Origin of the sequence: Pararhizobium polonicum, assembly GCF_001687365.1 — a bacterium.
Taxonomy (GTDB): domain Bacteria; phylum Pseudomonadota; class Alphaproteobacteria; order Rhizobiales; family Rhizobiaceae; genus Pararhizobium; species Pararhizobium polonicum.
In genome coordinates this window covers 232,537-254,416 of the sequence record NZ_LGLV01000006.1, presented here as the reverse complement: position 1 = coordinate 254,416, position 21,880 = coordinate 232,537, and the positions used below count along the sequence as shown (strand labels likewise).

The 21,880-nt window shown below is 60.4% G+C and carries 16 protein-coding genes; 4 read left to right on the top strand and 12 right to left on the bottom strand.

All coding sequences use genetic code 11. From position 1 onward, the window contains the following. From ADU59_RS10030 to ADU59_RS09985, 10 genes are all read right to left on the bottom strand, one after another. Entirely contained in the window at positions 1–5,499 is a 5,499-nt protein-coding gene (locus ADU59_RS10030; protein WP_068953953.1) for a glutamate synthase-related protein, read from the bottom strand. 532 nt (positions 5,500–6,031) lie between these two features. Next, entirely contained in the window at positions 6,032–6,814 is a 783-nt protein-coding gene (locus tag ADU59_RS10025; protein WP_068953952.1) for an ABC transporter ATP-binding protein, read from the bottom strand. A gap of 53 nt (positions 6,815–6,867) precedes the next feature. Next, on the bottom strand, positions 6,868–8,166 hold the full coding sequence (locus tag ADU59_RS10020; RefSeq protein ID WP_425332009.1) for an ABC transporter substrate-binding protein: 1,299 nt from the start codon (positions 8,164–8,166) through the stop codon (positions 6,868–6,870). Positions 8,167–8,274: 108 nt separating this feature from the next. Beyond that, positions 8,275–9,603, bottom strand: coding sequence for an ABC transporter substrate-binding protein (locus ADU59_RS10015; protein WP_068953950.1), 1,329 nt, complete (start codon positions 9,601–9,603; stop codon positions 8,275–8,277). A gap of 33 nt (positions 9,604–9,636) precedes the next feature. Next, positions 9,637–10,689 (bottom strand): branched-chain amino acid ABC transporter permease, encoded by a 1,053-nt coding sequence (locus tag ADU59_RS10010; RefSeq protein WP_068953949.1) that lies wholly within the window; start codon positions 10,687–10,689, stop codon positions 9,637–9,639. Between the two features lie 3 nt (positions 10,690–10,692). After that, positions 10,693–11,574, bottom strand: a complete 882-nt coding sequence (locus ADU59_RS10005; RefSeq protein WP_068953948.1) for a branched-chain amino acid ABC transporter permease — start codon at positions 11,572–11,574, stop codon at positions 10,693–10,695. Further along, positions 11,571–12,383: an ABC transporter ATP-binding protein gene (locus ADU59_RS10000; RefSeq protein WP_068953947.1), complete on the bottom strand. Its 813-nt coding sequence runs from the start codon at positions 12,381–12,383 to the stop codon at positions 11,571–11,573. Before ADU59_RS10000 ends, ADU59_RS10005 begins: the two co-directional genes overlap by 4 nt. Positions 12,384–12,519: 136 nt before the next feature. Beyond that, on the bottom strand, positions 12,520–13,926 hold the full coding sequence (locus ADU59_RS09995; RefSeq protein WP_068953946.1) for an LLM class flavin-dependent oxidoreductase: 1,407 nt from the start codon (positions 13,924–13,926) through the stop codon (positions 12,520–12,522). A gap of 546 nt (positions 13,927–14,472) precedes the next feature. Further along, on the bottom strand, positions 14,473–15,081 hold the full coding sequence (locus ADU59_RS09990) for a J domain-containing protein (protein ID WP_068953945.1): 609 nt from the start codon (positions 15,079–15,081) through the stop codon (positions 14,473–14,475). Positions 15,082–15,371: 290 nt separating this feature from the next. Further along, positions 15,372–16,100, bottom strand: coding sequence for an NIPSNAP family protein (locus ADU59_RS09985; protein WP_068953944.1), 729 nt, complete (start codon positions 16,098–16,100; stop codon positions 15,372–15,374). Positions 16,101–16,145: 45 nt separating this feature from the next. On the opposite strand from ADU59_RS09985, the gene ADU59_RS09980 reads away from it, so the two are divergent. The 4 genes from ADU59_RS09980 to minE all read left to right on the top strand — a co-directional run bounded on the left by ADU59_RS09980 (position 16,146) and on the right by minE (position 18,967). Further along, complete coding sequence (locus ADU59_RS09980; RefSeq protein WP_244506393.1) at positions 16,146–16,811, top strand: TetR/AcrR family transcriptional regulator; 666 nt, start codon at positions 16,146–16,148, stop codon at positions 16,809–16,811. Between the two features lie 308 nt (positions 16,812–17,119). Continuing rightward, positions 17,120–17,854, top strand: a complete 735-nt coding sequence (gene minC, locus ADU59_RS09975; RefSeq protein WP_068954136.1) for a septum site-determining protein MinC — start codon at positions 17,120–17,122, stop codon at positions 17,852–17,854. A 37-nt stretch (positions 17,855–17,891) separates the two neighbouring features. Next, positions 17,892–18,707, top strand: a complete 816-nt coding sequence (gene minD / locus ADU59_RS09970; RefSeq protein ID WP_068953943.1) for a septum site-determining protein MinD — start codon at positions 17,892–17,894, stop codon at positions 18,705–18,707. Then, positions 18,704–18,967, top strand: a complete 264-nt coding sequence (gene minE, locus ADU59_RS09965; protein ID WP_068953942.1) for a cell division topological specificity factor MinE — start codon at positions 18,704–18,706, stop codon at positions 18,965–18,967. The genes minD and minE overlap by 4 nt, the downstream gene beginning before the upstream one ends. Before the next feature lie 145 nt (positions 18,968–19,112). Here the strand turns inward: minE and ADU59_RS09960 are convergent, their stop codons facing one another. Then, positions 19,113–20,792 carry an ABC transporter ATP-binding protein gene (locus tag ADU59_RS09960; protein ID WP_068953941.1) on the bottom strand — a complete coding sequence of 560 codons (1,680 nt, stop codon included), beginning with the start codon at positions 20,790–20,792 and terminating at the stop codon, positions 19,113–19,115. Continuing rightward, complete coding sequence (locus ADU59_RS09955; protein ID WP_068953940.1) at positions 20,789–21,733, bottom strand: acetamidase/formamidase family protein; 945 nt, start codon at positions 21,731–21,733, stop codon at positions 20,789–20,791. The genes ADU59_RS09960 and ADU59_RS09955 overlap by 4 nt, the downstream gene beginning before the upstream one ends. Positions 21,734–21,880: the final 147 nt, after the last annotated feature.

The following is a 21,880-nucleotide window of genomic DNA, read 5'->3' as shown; positions in this document are numbered from 1 at the left end:
TCAGCCATTGCGGGCGGAAAGAGCGAGATCAGACAGAGCATGTTTGGCAAACAGCTCTTCGAAACTCGGAATTCTGCCAATCTTCTCGATGTTGCGGGCGTGCCTCTCAATGATCCAGCCGTAGGTGCCGGGGCTGTCCATGGAAAGAACGTTGCGGCGCGATAGCGCCTCCTTGTAATCGGCGAGCCGCTTGGCAGCGATCATCACGGCCAGGTCCTCGTCGCCGTAACCGCTGACAGCCTCCCGGGCGTGCCGCATAAGCTTGCTCATCAAGGCGAAATCTTCAGTCAGGATCAGATTGCGAACCGCTTTCTCCACATCCCGGTCCGACGGGCCGAGCGCATTGGGTACACGTGCCATGGCAAGCCCCTGCGCCATGGAAAGCACGGTGTAATTGTTGAGAAGCGCGAACATCCCGTCCGTATCGGTTTCGCCATAGCCCGGCACCGTACCGTTGAGCACGGCCTTGCGGTCGCGATAGGCGAGTTTGAACTTGCGCACCTGATGCGCTGATAACGCCGATGTCAGTTCCTCGATCAGTTCCTTGCGCGGTTTGGCGGCCAGGATTGCATCGCTGTCCTGATAGAGAAGCAGGGCGCGCGGCATGCCATAGGCGAAATTATGCTGCTCGCTTTCCCAGTTTTCCAGGAGCCAGCCGGCCTTTGCCGATCCCGTTTCGGCAAAATGCCAGCCGAGTAGCAAATGGACGGCCTGATTGTGGATCACAGCCTCGGGATTGTCGCCGCCGATCGAACCGAGCAGGATCGAGTCGTGGCTGACCTTCTTCGGCAGGTCACCGTAGGGGTCATACTGGTAGACGAAACCGCCAGACATGCCGTTGCCGAAACCCTTGCCGAAACTGCCGAGATTGAGCACCGCGCCGTTGGTCATGTATTCGCAGGCAAAATCACCGACGCCCTCGATGACCGCGGTGGCGCCCGAGTTGCGCACGGCAAAGCGGTCGCCCGCCTGCCCCTCGATGAAGGTACGGCCACCGGTTGCGCCAAACAATGCGAAATTGCCGATCAGCACATTGCCGCCCGCTTCGCCCGATCCGCCGCCCGGCGAACGCACGACGATGGTGCCACCGCAGGCGCTCTTGCCGACGCCGTCATTGCATGTGCCGGTATGCGTCAGCACCATGCCGTCATTGCAGAAGGCGCCGTAGGACTGGCCGGCCGAGCCTGACGTCGCGATACGCACGCTACCGGCTTCGAGAAAGCGGCGGCCGCGATGATCCTGCCGCACCGCGGGCATGGCGCGGGCATCCTCGCCGGTTATGTCGTGGTTGAGCATGCGCTCGATATCGACAGCCAGCTGCCCTCCGACAGTCTTGTTGCAGTTGTTGAGGAACCGGTTGCCGCCAAGCTCGATGTTCGCACGCTTGCCGTCGATCAGCGCAGACCGCACGAGATCGATGAAACTGTCATCGATGGCATAGTCCTTTTCCATATAGATAGGCTCGGCGACCCGCACCTCCTCGACGACTGCCAGCATCGCGCGGAGATCAAGCTGCCCGACGCTGGAGGGGTGATCGAGCAGATGAAGGAGATCGGAGCGCCCACGCGCGACGGCAAGCGATTCCAGACCGAGCCCGGCCAGGATTTCGCGCGTCTCATGGGCGATGTTCAGCAGATATTGCGCCAGCGCACGCGGATCGCCATCGAAGGCTTCCTGGTTGGTGGTCAGGCCCGCCGGGCACTTGATATTGCAGTTCTTCGCCATAACGCATTTCAGCATCATCAAGGCGGTGGTGCCGAATTCGAAACTGTCGCCACCGAGCAGTGCCGATTTGACAACATCACTTGCTGTCTGGTGTGCGCCCGAGCAGCGTAGCTTGACCTTCTGGCGCAGACCGTTGGCGCAGAGCGCCTGATGGACTTCGGCAATGCCGATCTCGGCGGCGCGGCCGGTATATTTGAGGCTGGTGACGGCGGCGGCACCGGTGCCACCGGTATTGCCGGCAACATTGATGACATCCGCGCCCGCCTTGGCGACGCCAACCGCAATCGTGCCGATACCTTCGGACGAGACGAGCTTGACGACGACACGCACGCGTGCTGCCTTGGCATCATGGATCAGCTGGGCCAGATCCTCGATCGAATAGGTATCGTGATGCGGCGGTGGCGAGACCAGTTCGACACCGGGCGTACCACCACGCGCCGCCGCAATCTCGACCGTGACCTTCGGCGACGGCAACTGTCCGCCCTCACCGGGCTTTGCTCCCTGCCCGATCTTGATCTCGATTTCTTCCAGCATCGTATCGGCAAGATATCCGGCCCAGATGCCGAAACGACCGGAGGCGAACTGCTTGATCTTCGAGGCGCGGATAGTTCCGTAGCGCGACATGTGCTCGCCGCCCTCACCGGAGTTCGACATGCCGCCGACCATATTGGTTCCGTGCGCCACCGCCTCATGTGCCGTCGCGACAAGCGCACCATGGCTCATGGCTCCGGAAGCGAGCAGTGGCGTGATCTCGCTTGCCTTCTGCACGGCGGATATCGGGATGCTTGCGGGCGCGCTGCGCAACAGGGACAAGTAATCATGCGCCTGCCCGGACGCGTTGACGACAAGAGCCCCGCTCTCCAGCCAATGGCCGAGAATATCGCTGTTGAAGCGGATCACCAGCGACTGGCCAAGCGCCGCAAGCCGTGCAAGATCGGTCGTGCCCGTTAGCCGAAGCCGGAACTCGTCATGTGCAATCCGCTCGCAGGCGAGGCCACGCACCATAAAGCAGGTGTTTCCCTTGCGCGAGAAACGGCCCATTTCCTTGCGAAACTCCTCTGGCGAAGCACAGAAACTGACATCGGCCGGGAGATCCAGAACATCGCGCAACGCCGCCGGGCGCCGCATGCGCTCCTCCATCATCATCCGGGCGAAGGCACGGTAGCCGGGCGTGATCTGGAAACGATCAACGGCCTCCGGCGTCAGACGGTCGAAGCTGGTACTGTAATAGGCGTCGTCGTTTAACCCGAATGCATCTTCCAGCCGGTTCAGCGGCATGAGGCGCAGATGTTCACTTCCGTCCTCCCTGCCATCCAGCCGGGCGAAATCGATCTTTTCCTCCGTCATGTCGACAAAGCCGCGCACGGCGGTGGTACCATAGGAATGGCCCGCACCCTCGGCCCGTTCCTTGAACAGGCCGAGAAGCGGGATGTCGTTTTCGCTTTTCACGGACAGCGCCCGTCCGTGCCAGTCGGCAACAGCCTGGGCGATAACCGCAAAATTGACCCCGCCCACCGGCGTCTTCACGTTGGGGAAATAGCGCTGAAGAACCGGATCGTTGGTGTCGAGGAAATTGGGCTCGAAGAATTCGCCGCCGATATAGCTTTCGGCAGTGCAGAGCCCGACCTTGCCCATGGTCTTCATCAGCGATTTTTCGGCAGCCTTGGCGAAGCGCTTGAAAGCCTTGTCGGCATCCGCGCCGAACTTTTCCTCTGCCCGGAACTGCACACCCAGCGGATACACGGCCGCCGCCCCGAAGCCCAAGGCCGCCGCGATATGGTGCGACGAGGACATCTGGCCACTTTCGGCAATAATCGACACACGCAGGCGTAGCCCGGTCTCGATCAGGCGCTGGTTAAGAGCCGAAATCACGATGATCATCGGCAGCGCGGCGCGCGTGCGGGCCACATGACGATCGGTAATAACGGCGATACCGCCCTCTTCAGAGGCAAAGATTTCGACAGCATCGCACAAGGCGGAAATCGCCGCCTCGAGCGCCGCGGTATTGGCCTTGGCATCATCGAGAACGGGCGTGTAGAGCATTTCGAACCGGCGCAGCGGCGTTTCCACCTGCTCGCGGATCTTCAGCATGTCGAGATGCGTCAGGATCGGCGATCGCACGACGATCTGGCGGGCAGCCTTCGCCCCAATGTTTGGCTTTGCGCCAAGCGCAACGCGCAAGGTCATGCCGTCCGCTTCGCGGATGCTGTCGAGCGGCGGATTGGTCACCTGCGCGAACCGCTGCGAGAAATACTTGGCAACGCCGCCCTCCTGATCGGACAGAGCATTGATCGCATTGCCATAGCCCATGGCAGAGATCTTCTCAGCACCGGTCGTCAGCATCGGGTCCATCAGGAACTTGAAGCTCTCCTGATTGTGCGAATAGGCGACATAGCGCTGATGCCGTTCGAGATCGCCATTATACCGCAGCGGCGAGCCCTGACTGTCGGCCGGAATCTCGGGCAGATCCTCAAGGCGGACACGTGCGTCAGTCAGCAATATCTTGTAGTCACGCCGCGCTGCCAGCATTTCCAGCGCCTCGCTCGTCGACCAGGACCGCCCTTCGGCGTGATCGTAATAGAGCATACCGCCGGCCTCGATACGGCCCCGGCGCAAGACGCTTTCCGGTGGAAAGGCGATCTGCCCGGCTTCCGACATCACGCAGAGATAATCATCCGTTTCCACCGTGCGCAGCGGCCTGAGACCCAGCCGGTCGAGGCGCGCGCCGATGATCGTACCATCGCCGAAGATCAGGGCTGCGGGGCCGTCGTTCTTCTCCTCGTAAAGCGAGAAATACTCGAACATCGCCTTCACGTCCGGTGACAGCGTCTCGTCGTTCTCCCAGGCGGGCGGCATCATCGAGACGACGGCGGTTACCAGGTCGAGCCCGTCTTCCATCACCCGGCTTTGCAGCGTCTGGTCGAGGCGGCAACTGTCCGACTGGCCTTTCGGCCGCACGATGGCCGCGTTGCGGGCAAGCGCGATGGCGGCTTCGGAAAGCCGGTTCTTCTTGTCGGTGTTCAGTTCGCCATTGTGCGCCATCAGCCGGAAGGGCTGCGCCATGGAGGGATGCGGGTCGGTATTGGTCGAAAACCGGGTATGGAAATACATGGTATGCACGTCATGGGCCGGGTCGACCAGGTCCCGGAAGTAAGGCATGACCTCGTTTGAATTCAGCCTGCCCTTGAAAACCTGCGTCCTGGCACTGAGCGACAGCGGATAGAAGCCGGCAAGCGCAGGATCGGTATAGGCAGCCGCCTCGATGGTCAAAAGTACCTTGTGGATGCGCCAGTCGAATTCGGCGAGCGTCGCACAATCGTCCGGCGCGGCAAAAACCCATTGGCGAATCGGCAATTGGTAGCGCATCGCAATCGGCCGGATGGCACTATCATCGACCGGAATGTCACGGATCAGCAGAACGGGGAAATTCTGCCCAGCAAAAGCATCCTCGATGATCCGCGCGGCGCGCGGGTGCTCGCAAGCATCCTTGGGCAGGAAGAAATTGCCGACACCAAACCGGCCCGGCTTCAGGTCCGGGTTTCCGGTCAGACCGCGGAAAAAGGAAAGAGACAGATCGACCGAAACACCGGCGCCGTCCCCAACCCCTTCCGCCGACATGCCTCCGCGGTGCGGCACCGCACAGAGCGCCTCGTGCCCTCTTTTGAGAACATCGTGGGTTTGAATACCGTCCTTACGGGTGATGAAGCCGACGCCGCAGCTGCTCTTGTCCTCGGTGATATCGTAAAGGCTCAAGCCCTGATCGTCCGCACTCAAATGCCCGTCTCCCCTTGATCGCGCCACAGCGCGCAGCGTCACCTCTCACCCGCGGGCGGAGCCGCAGGTGACCTTGCACGCTCCTCCGCTATCGATTTATCGGTGTTTTGTGGTCGTGTGACGCGTCGGGGCACAAGCAGCGGTCAGCGGCTTTACAGCCACCGATGTCATCATCGCCTTGTCTTGCGTTCGCGCGGTCATATCGATGCCCCATAGGGGCATCGGTCGATCGACCAGCCCCCGGATTATGTCAGTAGACCTTACTTATCTTGATGAAAAGAGTCAACTTAATGTGGACGGGCAATCGCATTTTTTGAAATGTATATTGCGCACGCGAGCATAGCCGCAGCCGACCACGATCCACCGGTCCGGCGCGGAGTGCAACGCCATGTCAGAAACGTCAGACACGGAATTCAAAGCAGCCCATGTCAAGGATGCTTTAATTGTACAGAATGGAAGCGCCCTGACGGGCCTTTGCCTGAACCAGGATCAATCTGTGACGTGAACGCTCCGTGTCCTGATGGCCGGCAGCTCAGGCCAAGCCGCCAAGGTAGATACGATGGAGGTCATCGCGCCGGGCAAGATCGGCAGCCTCGCCCGCCAGCGCCACATGTCCGCTTTCGAGGATATAGGCGCGTGTAGCATGCGCGAGGGACAGCGCTGCATTCTGTTCGGAGAGCAGGAAGGCCACGCCTTTTTCACGGTTGAGCCGGCCGATGATCTGGAAGATTTCCTGAACGATGCGAGGCGCGAGCCCCATGGAGGGCTCATCGAGAAGCACGAGCCTTGGCTGCGTGAGAAGCGCCCGCCCGATGGCAAGCATCTGCTGCTCGCCGCCGGAGGTCAGCCCGGCCTGGGTCCGGCGCTTGTCCCTGAGCCGTGGAAACCAATCGTAGACATCGTCGATCTGGCGCAACAATTCGCGCCGTCCCGGCCGATGGAGGAAGGCTCCGGCAAACAGGTTTTCCTCCACCGTGAGATGGGGAAAGACATGGCGCCCCTCAAGCACATGCACGATACCGCGCGCCGCCAGCCTGTTGGCTGCGATGCCGAGAATATCGTCTCCATCGAAGCGTATATGCCCCCGGCGCACGGTGGCCCTGTCGGCCGCCGCCAAGCCAGAAATCGCCTTCAGTACGGTGCTTTTGCCGGCACCATTTGCGCCGAGCAACGCCACGATCTCGCCCGCGCCCACCGTCAGCGAGACATCCGCAACGGCCAAAATGGCGCCACCATAGACGACCTCGATGCCGGAAACCTCCAGGATGCGGTTTTCGGCTCTCTCGGGCACAAGTGGCTCATGTCGAAGGATCATACCATCATCTCCTTGAGAGGCCGGGACAAAAGGCGGCCCCGGCCAACTGCCCATCAATTGGTGCCGACGTCGCGCGGCGTGATGCCGTGCTCCTTGGCATAAGCCGCCGACTTTGCGTCGATCAGTGGCCGGAGGGTCTGGCGGTCGGCCTGTACCCAGTCGCTGACGAGGTTCCAGTTGCTGCCGCTCCACTGCTGCACGCGCACGGCGCCGCCACCCTCGTGGTCAGCCGGCGTCAGCTGCAGATTCTGGACCAGTCCGAGGAAACCGGCTTTGTCGAGCGCGGCATCGTCGAGCTTGAGATGTTCCAGAGCCCACTGGCCTTCCTCGCCGGTGATCGGCCGGTTGCCGAATTTCGCCTGTGCCTGCCGAACGATCTCGACGGAGATCAGCGCATCGACAAGACCGGAATTGTAGTAGACGCTACCAAAGGCCTTGGTATCACGCAGGTCCGATTTGCCGGTGTCGATGATATGCTGCTTGAGACGCTTGTGGATCTCGAAGTCCGCGCCGGCGGGGTACGGCGTCAGCGCCAGATAGCCCTTGGCGGCGTCACCCGCCGGAATGACATCCTCTTCGGAAGACGCCCAGACATCGCCGATGATGTGATCCGCCGGAAAGCCGAAGCGCTGCGCGGTCTTGATAGCCACCGGCGTCGAAACGCCCCAGGTGCGCAGGAAGACCCAGTCCGGCTTTTTCTCGCGAACCTGCCGCCACTGGGACGACTGCTCGCTGCCGGGATCCGCAACCGGAATCTGAATGTTTTCGAAGCCGTATTTTTCAGCGAGCAGCGCCAGCGGGTCGAGCGTTTCCCGGCCGTAAGCGCTGTCGTGGTAGACGGTCGCGATCTTCTTGCCCTTGAGCTTGTCGAAGCCGCCTTCCTTTTCCGCGATGTAGTTCACCACGGCGGAGGCTTCGCTATAGAAAGTCACCATGACGGGGAAGATGTAGGGAAACACGCGGCCGTCGGTCGCTTCCGTGCGGCCATAGGCGAGCGTGACCAGCGGGATCTTGTCTACGGCCGCACGGTCGGAGAGCGCATAGGCGGCCGGAGCGCCGTTCGGGAAATAGGCCGACACCGGCGCGCCGTTCAGGCCGCGCTTGAAGCGCTCGTAGCACTCGATGCCCTTTTCCGCCGTCCATTCCGTCTCGCATTCCTGCCAGACGATCGGGACGCCGTTGATACCGCCTTCGACTTCGTTGATATAGCGATAGTAGTCAATACGGCCTGCCCAGATGGAGGCACCCGAAGCCGCATACGGACCAACACGGTAACTTGCGATCGGGAAAAACTGCTTGCCGCTATCGGGTCCGGGCGTCGTATCGGCGGCCTGGACCACCCCCGCGAACATGAAAGCGGATACGACAACAGCAATTGTGCTGCGTACAAATGTCCTGAACATGACTTTCTCCTGTTGCCGGTGGAAGGCGCGGCTTTCGCCGCGCCCTCACATCGCAGATCAGTTGGTTTCGGTTTCCGGGGTGCGCGGTGTGATGCCGTGTTCCTTGGCGTAGGCGGCGGCGCCCTCGGCGATCAGCGGATTGAGAAGCTCGTGGTCGGCCTTGATCCAGTCGGTCTGCAGCACCCACTTCTGACCGTCCCAACTCTGGATGCGCGCCGCACCGCCGCCTTCATGATCGGTAGGTGTGATCTTGATCTGCTGGAGCAGGCCCTTGAAGCCGATCTCCTCCAGACGCTTGTCATCGATGGTCAGATGTTCGAAGGCCCAGCGACCTTCCTCGCCATTGAGCGGCCGGGCACCAAAATGCTTGTAACCGGTGCGCAGCGCCTCGACGGCAAGTGCTGCATTGACGAGGCCGACATTGTAGTTCACCGCGCCGAAGAGCTTCGGATCCCGCAGATCGGACTTGCCCTTGTCGAGGATTTCAGCCTTGAGGCGCTTGTGGATCTCGAAATCCGTGCCGCCCGGATAAGGTGCAAGCGCCGAATAACCAATCGCCGCCGTGCCCGCCGGAATGGCATCGGATTCCGAACCCGCCCAGACATCGCCGATAATATGGTCAGCCGGGAACCCGAACCGCTGCGCCGTCTTGAGCGCCACGACGGTCGAGACGCCCCAGGTGCGCAGGAACACCCAGTCGGGCTTCTGCTCGCGGATCTGGCGCCACTGCGGCGACTGTTCGTTCCCCGGATCGGCCACCGGGATCTGGATGTTCTCGAAACCGTATTTCTTGGCGAGAACATCGACAGCCGGCTGGCTGGCGCGGCCATAAGCACTGTCATGATAGACGGTCGCGATCTTCAAGCCTTTGAGCTTGTCGAAGCCGCCCACCTTGGAAGCGATGTAGTTGATACCCGTGGAGGCCTGACTGTAATAGCTGAACAGCAGCGGAAAGGCATAGGGAAAGACTGTGCCATCGACCGTCTCCGTCTTGCCGCCAGCGGGATCGATCAGCGGGATCTTGTCCGCTGCGGCCTTTTCGAGAAGGGCATAGGTCGCCGGCGTGCCGTGCGTGAAGAAGAAGGCAAGCGGCGAGCCGTCCTTGCCAGCCTTGACACGCTCATAGACCTCGACGGTGCGGTCGGGGCTCCATTCCGTTTCGAATTCCTCGTAGTTGAGCTTCACGCCCTCGACACCGCCCTCAACCTCGTTGATGTAGCGGAAATAATCGCGTTCGCCGGCCCACCAGAGCTCGCCGGAGGAGGCGTATGCACCGACGCGGTAGGTCGGCAGGGGAATATACTGGCTGACATCGGCGGCGAAGGCCGGTGCGACACCGGAGAATACAGTACCCGCGAGGAGCGCGGCGACAAGCAATCGTTTCATGGTTTCAACTCCTGGGTTCACGATGGGACGGATTCATGATGGGAAGAGACGGCGGCGGGCGCCCGGTGCCCGCCGTAATCCGAGTAGCCGCGACAACCCCTCCGGTTCCTTGATGAGGAACCAGATGATGAGGATGCCAAAGATTGCCTTCTGGGTGTTCTGGAGCAGCCCGGCGTCGACATGACCGCTGAACAGGTGCTGGAACAGCCAATCGAGCGCCAGCGGAAGCAGGCTGACGAAAGCCGCGCCGAGATAAGCGCCACGAATGGTGCCAAGGCCACCGATAATGATGATGAAAAGAATCTGGTAGGAGCGGGTCAGACCAAAGCTCTGAACGCTCGCCGATCCGAGATAGGCAAAGGCCCAGAGAGCCCCGGCAATACCGAGGATGAAGCTCGATACGGCGAATGCCTGAAGCTTCGCCCGCAGCGTCGGCACGCCGATCACGGCCGCGGCCGTGTCCATGTCGCGGATAGCCATCCAGTTGCGGCCCGTCTGGCTGCGCACGAGATTGAAAGAGAGCAGCGTCAGCAGCCCTACGATGCCAAGCGTGAGAAAATAGCGGCCGTGCGGGCTGTTGATATCCAGACCAAAGAAGGAAAGGCCGTGCGGCAGAGCGATCGTCGCAGATGAATTGCCGTTGTAGAACCACGGAAACTTCAGGAAGAGCCACTCGAAGAAGAACTGTGCGGTGAGCGTGCTGACGATCAGGTAAAAGCCCTTGATGCGCGTGGACGGCAGGCCGAAGGCAAGCCCGACCGCCCCAGCGATGAGGCCCGAAACGACAAGCGCAAACGGCAGGGGCAGATCCGGCACCCGCAGCTGCAGGGAAAACGTCGCATAGGCGCCGACCATCATGAACGCACCGGCGCCAAGCGAAAGTTGCCCCGCATAACCGGTCACCAGGTTGAGACCGAGCCCGGCCAGAGACAGGATGAAGAATGGCACGATGATGGCGTTGATCCAGTATTCGGATGCGAGAAAGGGCGCCGCGAAAACGAGAGCAAGCAGTCCCGCGCCGGCCACGGCTTTCAGCCCGATACTCTCCAGCGGCGCCGGTGCGGCGCGCAAACCTATCTCGGACATCGGTCAGACCCTTTCGATTTGTCGTTCGCCGAACAGACCGGCCGGGCGGAAGAAAAGAAAAACGAGCGCCAGCGCGTAGGCGAACCAGGGTGTGATGCCGCCGCCGAGATATGGGCCGATATAGGTCTCGGCCAGGCTCTCCCCCGCACCGACGATCAGACCGCCGACGATGGCGCCGGGGATCGAGGTAAAGCCGCCGATGATGAGGACCGGAAGCGCCTTCAGCACCACCAGCGAGAGCGAGAACTGTACCCCTTGGCGCGCGCCCCACAGGAGCCCGGCAACAAGCCCTACGATGCCGGCGACCGCCCAAACGATCTGCCAGATACGATTGATGTCGATGCCGAGCGAAAGTGCTGCCCGCGTATCGTCGGCAACGCCGCGCAACTGAATGCCGATGCGCGTCCGGTTGAACAACAGCGACAGGACGACGACGATCGCAAGAGCAACACCGGCAGCGATCAGATCGAACTGGCTGATCATGATATCACCAACGAAAATCGGCAGATCGTCGATCCCGAGGTTCAGCGCCCGCACCTGGGATCCCATGATGCCTTGAGCGACACCTTCCACCACATAAGACAGACCGAGGGTTGCCATGAACAGCGTCATCGGGCTCCGATTGGTCAGCGGTCGCAACAGCAGTTTTTCGATGGCAATTGCAGTCAGGACCAGCAGAGCGATCGTCACCACGATCGCTCCGAGCGCCGGCACGCCCTGATCGGTCAGCGTCACGTAGGTGAGCGCCCCGAAGAGGAGAATGGATCCCTGCGCATAGTTGAAGACGCCGGACGCCTTGTAGATCAGCACGAAGCCGATCGCGACCAACGAATACATTGTGCCCGCGAGAAGGCCGCCGATCAGTGTTTCGAGGAACATGTTCATGCGGCAACCTCCTTGCGATCGGAGCCGAGGTAGGCAGCGATGACATCGGGGTTGTCGCGGATCGTTTCCGGCAATCCGTCGGCGAGTTTTCGACCGTAATCGAGCACGACGACATGATGGGCGAGCTTCAACACGATGCCGATGTCGTGCTCGATCAGCACGATGGTCAGCTTGAGCTCCTTGTTGAGGCGCGCGATAACGGCTGCGATTGCCTGCTTTTCCTCAGAATTCATCCCGGCCAGAGGCTCGTCGAGCAGCAATAGCCTCGGTGTGCCAACGATGGCCCTCGCGATCTCGACCTTCTTCTGGACGCCGTAAGGCAACGTTCCGACAATCGTGCCGGCATGTTTATCGAGGTCGAAGAGATGGAGCACGTCCCGCGCCCGTTCACGAAACTGCCGCTCCTCCTTCAATGCACGGGGAAACCGAAAGGCCTCTTCAAGGAGCGTCACCCGCGAATGCCGGGAAAGACCTGCAATTACATTGTCGAGGACGCTCATGCCGGAGAAGAGGGCATTGTTCTGGAATCCCCGGCCAATCCCCCTTCGGGCCGCCTCCAGCGGCTGCATCCGCCGGAAGTGTTCGCCCTCGAAGACGATTTCGCCGGAATCCGGTACATAGACGCCGTTCAGGATGTTCAGAAGCGAACTCTTGCCGGCGCCGTTCGGGCCGATCAGCGCGCAGATCTCCTGACGCTCCACCTGAAACGTCAGATCGGAAATCGCCTTGACGCCCTTGAAGGACAGCGACACATTTCTGATTTCCAGTGCGGGTCTGATTTCCAGCGTGGGAACCGCGGACGTGTTCATCGGTTCATGACTCCGTCATTCCTTCGTAAGACAGGCAAAAGCCATCCTTCGCCAGAATCGTTTGATTGTGGCGGTAGCCTTGCCTGCAAGGGGATCTTTCGCCGGGCGCCTCGGCGGATAGGAGGACCAGTTTACATCAGGCCGCCTCGCCGGAGGCCTTGTGTGCCTCCTCGCGCTTCACCCGTTCGATGTCGCGGAATCTGTGTGCCGGATGGCTCTCCGGCAGATAAGGGCCTTCGCCGAACAGCTTGTCGCGAAGCGTGCCTTCCCTGTAGCCGGTGGCATAGACGCCGCGTTTCTGCAGCTCCGGCACCACATAGCCGATGACATCAGCAAACGTGTCGTGAGCGAGCGCGTAGGCGAGATTGAAGCCGTCGATATCGGTCTCCTCCACCCATTCCTGCAGCAGATCGGCGATCGTCGATGGCGATCCGACAAACAGCGGACCGAGACCGCCGATCCCGCCCCATTTTGCCAGCTCCTCGATCGTCCAGACCTTGTTGCCTTCCGACAGATGCTCGACGGCTGAAATGATGGCGTTGGTCTTGACCTTCTTGACCGTATCCGTTGGCTTGTAGCGACCAAAATCGATACCCGTCCAGCCGGACATCAGCACCAGAGAGCCGTCATACGAGGAATAGCTGGCGTATTCCTCGTATTTCGCCCGCGCCTTCTCGTCGGTCTCATCGACGATGATTGTCGCCATGGCGTAGATCAGCACCTTCTTGGGATCGCGTCCCTGTGCGGCCGCGCGCTGGCGAATATCGGCGACATAAGCGCGTGTCGCATCTTTGAGCGGCGTCGAAATGAAGACGCACTCGGCGTGACCGGCGGCAAACTGTTTGCCGGGCCCGGAGGCGCCGGCCTGGAAGAGAACGGGCGTGCGCTGCGGCGATGGTTCGCACAGATGATAGCCCGGCACGTCGAAATACTGGCCCTTGTGGCCAATCTCGTGAATCTTCGAGGGATCGGCGAAGATACCGCGCTCCTTATCGCGGATAACGGCCCCTTCCTCCCAGCTTCCCTCGAAGAGCTTGTACAGAACTTCTACATATTCCGTCGCAACGTCATAACGATTGTCATGCGACCGCAGGCCGCCCTGGCCAACATTCTTCGCGCCGCTTTCCAGGTAAGACGTGACGATATTCCAGCCGACGCGCCCCTTGGTATGATGATCCGCCGTCGAAAGCCGGCGTGCGAACGTATAGGGATGCTCGAAGCTCGTGGAGGCGGTAATGCCGATACCGAGATGCTGCGTCGCCAGCGCGATGGGATTGGCAAGCTGCAAGGGATCGTTGACCGGAATCTGAACGCCCTGCAGCAGTGCGTTGTCGAGATTGCCCTTGTAGACGTCGTAGTAGCCGACGACGTCGGCAATGAAGATGGACTCGAAAAAGCCGGTCTCCAGCAACTTGGCGAGGTCCGTCCAATATTCGAGGTCCTTGTATTGCCAGGACCGGTCACGCGGGTGACGCCACAGCCCCGGCGACTGATGGCCCACGCAGTTCATTTCGAAAGCGTTGAAGCGTATGGTTTTCGTCATTGGCGTTCCCGCAGCGTGAATTGCAACGGGACACTAGAAGGTCACAAACTGCGAAGGTAGGAAATCTATTATTTTTATAGAATTTATAGAGGTATAATTTTGCGTGAATATATGGGAGAGTCTTCCGTAAATTTCGAATTCATCCGCCTGCCGCCATGGTTGCTCCTTACGGGACCGACACAACCGAAGCTCAAGATCGTCACATGCTCGGCCAAGCCGCCTCTGAAAAAATCGTCACTGTCTGTGCCTGCCGTAACTTCCCCCGAGCGGGAAAACAGTCGCGAATTTTCGCAGACCGTCCGAAAACTCCAGCACGCGAAACGAGATCGACTTAACGGCACACCATGTCGCCTGACTTCTCGTTGAAACCGAAGGCGCATTTTTTCAGAATTCTGGGTGATGCGGGGTTGGGTGCGCGCCCCGCCTTAGAACCTGCTTCGCAAATGGTTCAACGATATCCACATCGTGCACGACGTCTGGTGAACATGTGGATTCTCGCCCGATCGAGGAGCACAACGGCGCGTAGAGCCTGATGCGCGAGACCTCTCAGCAAAACCCGTTCAGTTTAAGGATCTTATGGGCTTCGATCGATGCGCGAAGCTCGTCCTCGGAGGTGCGGTTTCCCTGGTTGGCGTCAGGGTGGTGCATTTTGAGCCTTTCCTTGTAGCGGCTCTTGATTTCCTCCGGCGTCGCATCCGGTGAAAGGCCAAGCGTCTCGAAAGCCTTGGCTTCGAGCACCTTGAGTTTCCGCACCTGTAGCTCAGCCTTTTGCGCCTGGCGCTGTGTGGCGTTTCTGCGGGCATTCAATGTCTTGGCAGACCCGGAGCGAACCGTGGACGGGATCGGAATTTCGGTGGCCTGGTTGACGGTAGTCCCCCAGGTCGGACGACTGCCGGTCGTCGCTTCCTTCTGGTAGCGGGCGATTTCCGCGTCGGATGGACCCGTCGTGAAATTGTATCCCTTGTTGTATTCCGTCACGTGCCGAAGACAGAAGAACAGATACAGACCTTCAGCATCCCGGCCGACAGGCGCGCGGTGCGTACCAGTCTTGTCGCAGCCATCCCATTGGCATTTTGGCCCGGTGGGCTCGCTGGTGGGAGCTGCCTTTTTGCGAGCGGATTTAAGGCCCACGAATATTTTCGAATCAAGCGTCATGCCACCTGTATAGAAGGCAGTGCGGCATTTCGGCAAGAATGGGCGCGTCGGGCAATTCGGGATTTTTAACGACCCACCGATATTACCACACATTCGTCAAACACATCTGATCCACTTGCACCGGCTGACAGGTGCTCTTGCCCCAACATCTCTTTAACCAAGATGCTCGCAGCGAAGCGTTTCTCATTTGAGAGGGTATAACGTTTTGTGGGGTATTCTGTGTGGAACCACGCTCAAAGCGCAAGCAGCGCAGCCCTTTGCCAACAAACGGACACGGTGGCCAGCTTCAATCACCAAGCACAAAGCGACCGTGACGTTGGCGCCAAACGTGCCGTTTCAATTTTACGCCAGCACAGGCTGTCCATGCGCGGGTAGATTTCGTTCGTCCAATCGGCGTTTCGACGCAATTGCTCCTGATAGCGCGATACGCTCGCCTCGTTCTCATGGCATTCGAACCAGACCAGAACCGTCTCTCCCTCACGAACCGGAAGTCTGCGAAAACCATTCATACTTTGCTCCGTGACAAACACGGCATCAACCCGAGCGCCGGCTGCCTGGATCACCGGCAGCGCGCGATCAAAAAAGAAGTCGGCAAAATCACCCTCTGTTGCCGGCGCCAGCGAACAGCTGTTCACAATGACAATGCCTTTCGCGTCGAGCCGACCGGTCTCCTGTTGTCTGTGCAGGTTGTGCGCGAACGGCTGCAAAGCGCCCGCCGATTTCAGAAGCAGCACGTTGTCGGAGTTGAGCATCGTCGCGTTGGCCGCCGGTCCGTGCGTTTTCCAGATCGGACCCGAATAGAAAGATCGCAGCGCTTCCGTTCGTGCCTCCATACCCCGAAAGGAGCGCACCCAGACAAAAGCATCAGGATCCTCAAGATCGCGAAACTCGCCCTCGACACGCATGCCGAGCGCCTCCTGCGGCTCGACGAACTCCCTGTCAAACAGGCCGATCAGCGGCTCCCGCCCTGCGGGGAGCAGCCTGTAGCGACGAAGTTCAAATACGGTATGTGTTTCCATTTTTTCTCCCAACAGGTCAATCATCCTGTTTTAATAACAGGGCGATTGACCTGTTTTGTCAAGATGCTATTGTGGAAGAAATTGCATTGGAGTTGCACGATCGGAAACAGAAGGACCAATGACCCTCAGGGTGTGCGTCGCCGGATTGTCGACACGGCGTATGACACGTTCGTCCGGCAGGGCTATATCGCAACCGGAATGCTGGAGATCCGCGAAAAGGCTTCGGTATCCGGTGGCGCGATGGCGCATCATTTTCCGGCAAAGTGCCAGTTGGGATTGGCGGTTATCCGCGATCGGGTGACCCAGGCTGTTCGGCAGACATGGATCGAGCCGCTGGATGTTTCTCTCGATGCGCCGGCGGCCATTGATCTCATTTTCGGAAATATCATCAGTGAACTGACATATAAGGGCTCGGTTTCCGGCTGCCCACTCAACAATATGGCGATGGAAATCTCCCACCACGACCCGGAAATGCGTGCTGCCCTCAGCGAAATTTTTGCCGCCTGGCACGATGCATTGTCTGCAAAATTTCAAGCGGATGTGGCAGCAGGACGCACCGTCGGCATGAACCCGAACAGTCTTGCGACGCTGGTCATCGCCCTCTACTCCGGTGCCATGGCGATTGCAAAAACGCGGCAAGATGTTGGCGCACTCATCGACTGCCGAACGGAACTCGCGGCGCTTCTGGCCTCGAAATATCGCATGCAATAACTCCTGCACGTGCGAATGCAGAGCCCGCTTGTGATTGGAGCGGTTCGAGTGCTCGGCTCAGCAGTTTCAAAATGAACCGAATAGATTACAAAGCATTGAAATCAATACGCTTTATATCGCTCCGACTGTCACCTTGTCATATCCGTCATCTGGCGATGCACGGGTTGTTTGATAGATAGCAGTCCAGCCGAAAAATGCGATGGCACGCGATGAGCCCGTCGCGCGTCGACTGCGATGAAACACCGCTCCTTGTTAACCTTCTGTTAACCATTTCCTCACTACACCGAGGCAACAGAAAATTTACCAAGTTGAATGATGTGTTAACTCAATCTCGGCCAATCCGTCTCAAGGGACGCTCATTCCTTGCGCTTGCCCTGACGCCCGAACTGCCGTTCGACGACTGGCTTGTGCAGCTCGACGCGCTTGCTGGCCGTTCCGCCGGGTTTTTCCTCCGGCGTCCAATTGTCCTGGATGTTCAAGGGCTTGAGATCGATCGAACACAATTGCGCGATCTTGTCAGCCAGCTGGGCGCGCGCAATGTCAGAGTGATGGGGATCGAAGGAGCCCGCTCCTCATTGCTGGGCCCGGACCTGCCGCCGGCGATGAAGGATGGGCGGGCTGCTTCGGACCTTGAATTGCCGACCGGCGAGGAAGCACAAACAGCAGCCCCAAGTGAGAGCGTTGTTGTCTCTGGGCCACCCTTGGCAAAGGCCATGCCGTCGATCGTGGTGAGCCAGCCCGTTCGTTCAGGGCAGTCGCTCCTCTACCCCGAGGGCGACGTCACCATCGTCGGTTCGGTTGCATCCGGTGCGGAAGTCGTCGCCGGTGGATCTATCCATGTCTACGGCGCGCTCCGGGGGCGGGTGATGGCAGGCACGATGGGGAACGCCTCGGCACGCATCTTCTGCCGCAAGCTTGAGGCAGAACTGATCGCGATCGACGGCTTCTATCAGACCGCCGAGGACATGGAGGCGGGTCTGCGTGGAAAAGCGGTCCAGATTTGGCTCGAAGGCGAAACGATCAAAATAGAAGCGCTCGGCTAAACCGAAGGCGTATTCCTATTTCATTAGAGAGGTACACATGGGCAAGGTAATCGTGGTTACGTCCGGCAAGGGCGGCGTCGGCAAGACGACATCGACCGCAGCATTGGGTGCTGCCCTCGCACAAGGCGGCGAAAAAGTCGTGGTCGTCGACTTCGACGTCGGCCTGCGCAATCTCGACCTCGTCATGGGTGCGGAAAGACGCGTGGTCTATGATCTCGTCAATGTCATTCAGGGCGAAGCCAAGCTGACACAGGCGCTGATCCGCGACAAGCGCGTGGAAACACTCTACCTGCTCCCGGCCTCGCAAACCCGCGACAAGGATAATCTCACGCCCGAAGGTGTCGAGAAGGTTATTGCAGCACTCAAAAGTGCTTTTGACTGGGTGATCTGCGATAGCCCTGCGGGCATCGAACGCGGCGCGACGCTCGCCATGCGTCATGCCGACATCGCGATCGTCGTGACCAATCCGGAAGTGTCCTCGGTGCGCGATTCCGACCGCATCATCGGCCTGCTCGATTCAAAGACGCTGAAAGCCGAGAATGGCGAACAGATGGAGAAGCATCTCCTTCTCACCCGTTACGACCCGGTTCGCGCCGAGCGCGGCGACATGCTCAAGGTTGACGACGTTCTCGAGATCCTGTCGATCCCGCTTCTCGGCATCATTCCGGAAAGCATGGATGTCTTGCGCGCATCCAATGTCGGTGCACCTGTCACCCTGGCAGATGGCCGCAGCGCCCCTGCGATGGCCTATTTCGACGCTGCACGCAGGCTCAAAGGCGAAGTCCTGCCCGTCACCATTGCCGGCGACAAGCGGGGTTTCTTCGGCAAGATCTTCGGAAGGAAAGCGGCATGAATCTTTTCCGTTTGTTTTCCAAACCGCAGTCCGCACCGGCTGCTCGCGAGCGTCTGCAGGTCCTGCTGGCCCACGAGCGCGCCTCGTCCGGCGATTCGGACCTTGTCACCAAGTTGCGCGACGAGATCCTCCGCGCCATCTCCAAGCACATGCAGATCGATAGCGACAAGGTCAGCGTAAAGCTGGAGCGCGGCGCCCAGGTCTCAACGCTCGTCGTGGATGTTGAAATTCCTTTCGATGCTTCGAAGAAGGCAGCCTAGGGGCCGTACCGGAGCATGCCGGCAAACCCGGTCATTTTGGCCGGGTTTGTCTTGTAGGGATACGAGTGTGGTTTGAATACCATCTGAGCCCCTCCTGCGTAGCCAGACGGGCGACGGGCGCAGTGCATTCCCGGGCAGTGGCCTCTCACGCCACCTGCCGCAACGCCGGATCTGGAATCGGGACCGCAGCCATCAAAGCCTGCGTATAGGCATCCTGCGGGTTCTCGAAGACTGCGCGGCGCGATCCCATTTCGACGATACGTCCCGAACGCATGACGGCGACATTGTGCGACATGCGCTCGATCACCGCCATGTCGTGGGAAATCAGCAGATAGGCAAGCCCCATGGTTTCCTGCAGCTCCAGCATCAGGTCGAGCACGCGGGCACGCACGGAGACGTCGAGAGCCGCCACACTTTCGTCGGCGACGATCAGCTTTGGGCCCAGCGCCAGCGCGCGGGCAATGCAGATACGCTGGCGCTGGCCGCCGGAGAATTCGTGCGGATAACGGCTGGCGGCATCCGGCTGCAAGCCGACGCGGCGCAAAAGGTCGGCGACACGGTCTTCCCGTTCGCCCTTGTTGGCCAGACCATGGATGATCAGCGGCTCGCCGATCGCGGCACCCACCGCCATGCGCGGATCGAGCGAGGCGTAGGGGTCCTGGAAGATCATCTGGGCGCTGCGCCGCACCGGCCGCATCTGGCGCTGGCTGAGGCCGCCGATATTCTGGCCGTCGATGACAACGTCGCCGGTGAAGGGAATAAGGCCGAGCACGGCCTTGCCGGTGGTGGATTTTCCCGAACCGCTTTCGCCGACAAGGCCGAGCGTCTGGCCGGGCAGGATCTCGAAGGAGACGCCGCTGACGGCGGAAGCGGGCGGCTTTTTGCCCGAAAGCCAGCCGGTGGCCTTGCCATAGGTGACGTCCAGTCCGCGCACGGTCAGCACCGGCGTGCGATCGAGCTGCGGCGCATCCACCGTTGTCGGGCTGATGCGCGGCGGGCCATCGGTGCCGGCATGGGCACCGAGACGGGGTACTGCCGCCAGGAGGTCCTGTGTGTAGCGTTCCTTCGGAGCGTTGAAGACCGGCAGGGCATTGCCCTGCTCGATGATGCGGCCGGCCTGCATGATGACCACACGGTCGGCCATCTGGGCAACGACGCCCATGTCGTGGGTGATGAGGATGATCGAGGCGCCGAATTCGCGCTTCAATTCGTCCATCAGCTTGAGGATCTGCGCCTGTACCGTGACGTCGAGCGCCGTCGTCGGCTCGTCGGCGATCAGCACCTTCGGCCGGCAGGAGAGCGCCATGGCGATCATCACCCGCTGGCGCATGCCGCCGGACAGTTCGTGCGGAAACTGTTTCAGCCGTTTGGCAGGTTCGGTGATGTGCACGGCGTCGAGCATGCGCAGCGCGACAGCCTCGGCACTGCCGCCTTCCGATCCCTGATGCTCGCGGATGGCCTCGGTCAGCTGCGCGCCGATCGACATCACCGGGTTGAGCGAGGTCATCGGCTCCTGGAACACCATGGCGACATCGCCGCCGCGCACGCTGCGCATGGCATGGTTGGAGAGACGCGACAACTCCCGCCCTTCCAAGGCAATGCTGCCCGATGCGATCTGCAGCGAAGCCTTCGGCAGCAAGCCCATAATGGCAAGCGAGGTGACGGATTTGCCCGATCCGCTCTCGCCGGCAATGCAGAGCGTTTCGCCAAGTTTCAGGTCGAAGGTGATATCGTCGAGCACACGCCGCAGCCCTTCCGGCGTGCGGGCATCGACGCAGAGCCTGTCGACAGTCAGAACCGTTGGGGTAGCAGCTGGAAATGTCACGCGAACACGATCCTCGGGAAATAGAAGGAAACCACCCAGTTGGGCATGTCGACGATCTCGCTGATCCGCAAATCGCCACAGACCGAGCAGAGCATATAGGCGTCGACCGGGTTCATGCCGTGTTCTGCGACCAGCAGATCGATCATCCGCATGACGCTTTCGCGGGCGCCGGTCATGAGGTCGGGGCCGATGCCGGTGGTGACCTCATAACCCATTCCGTCGAGATGGCGGGTAACCGGCTCGGTGGTGGTAAAGCGCGGGCTCTGCAGGCGCGCGTCCTTGACCAACTCGATCGTCGCCTCGACTTCCATCTGGCTTTCGATCGCCGTGCCGCAGACTTCGCCGTCGCCCTGAGCGGCATGGGTATCGCCGATCGAGAAGAGCGCGCCTTCGACTTCGACGGGGAGATAAAGCGTCACGCCCGAGGTCAGGTCGCGGATATCGAGATTGCCGCCGACCCGGCGCGGCGGCACGACCGAATGCAGGCCGGGCTCGGCCGGCGCGACGCCAATCGTGCCGGCAAAGGGTTTCAGCGGCACCTTGCCGCCGGGGCCGTAGAGCGACGGTGCCATGGTGCTGGCATCATAGGACCACATATGTAGCGCCGGGTCCTTGAACTGATCGGCCAGAAGCCCGAAACCGGGAATGTTCGCCGTCCAGCCGATACCGGAGGGAATGAAGCGGCGGATCGTCACTTTCAGCGCATCGCCTGGCTTGGCACCTTCGACATAGACCGGACCCGTCACTGGATTGATCTTGTCAAAATCAAGCGCTGCCAGCGTCTCCAGCGTAGAGCCAGCACCGAGCTGGCCGCCGGAGGAATCCAGGCATTCGAAATGGATCGTCTCGCCCGGCTTGGCGATCAGCGTCGGTTCGAAATCCTTGTTCCAGCCGAAATGATGCTTGGCACGGTGGATAGTATGGGTGCAGGCGACGCACATTGGTTGTTCTCCCATAATATGATCTTGGCGGATTGCCCCTCACCCCAACCCTCTCCCCGCAGGCGGGGAGAGGGTTGGGGTGAGGCCGCCGCTTGTCCCTTCTCCCGTTTACGGGGAGAAGGTGGCCGATAGGCCGGATGAGGGGCC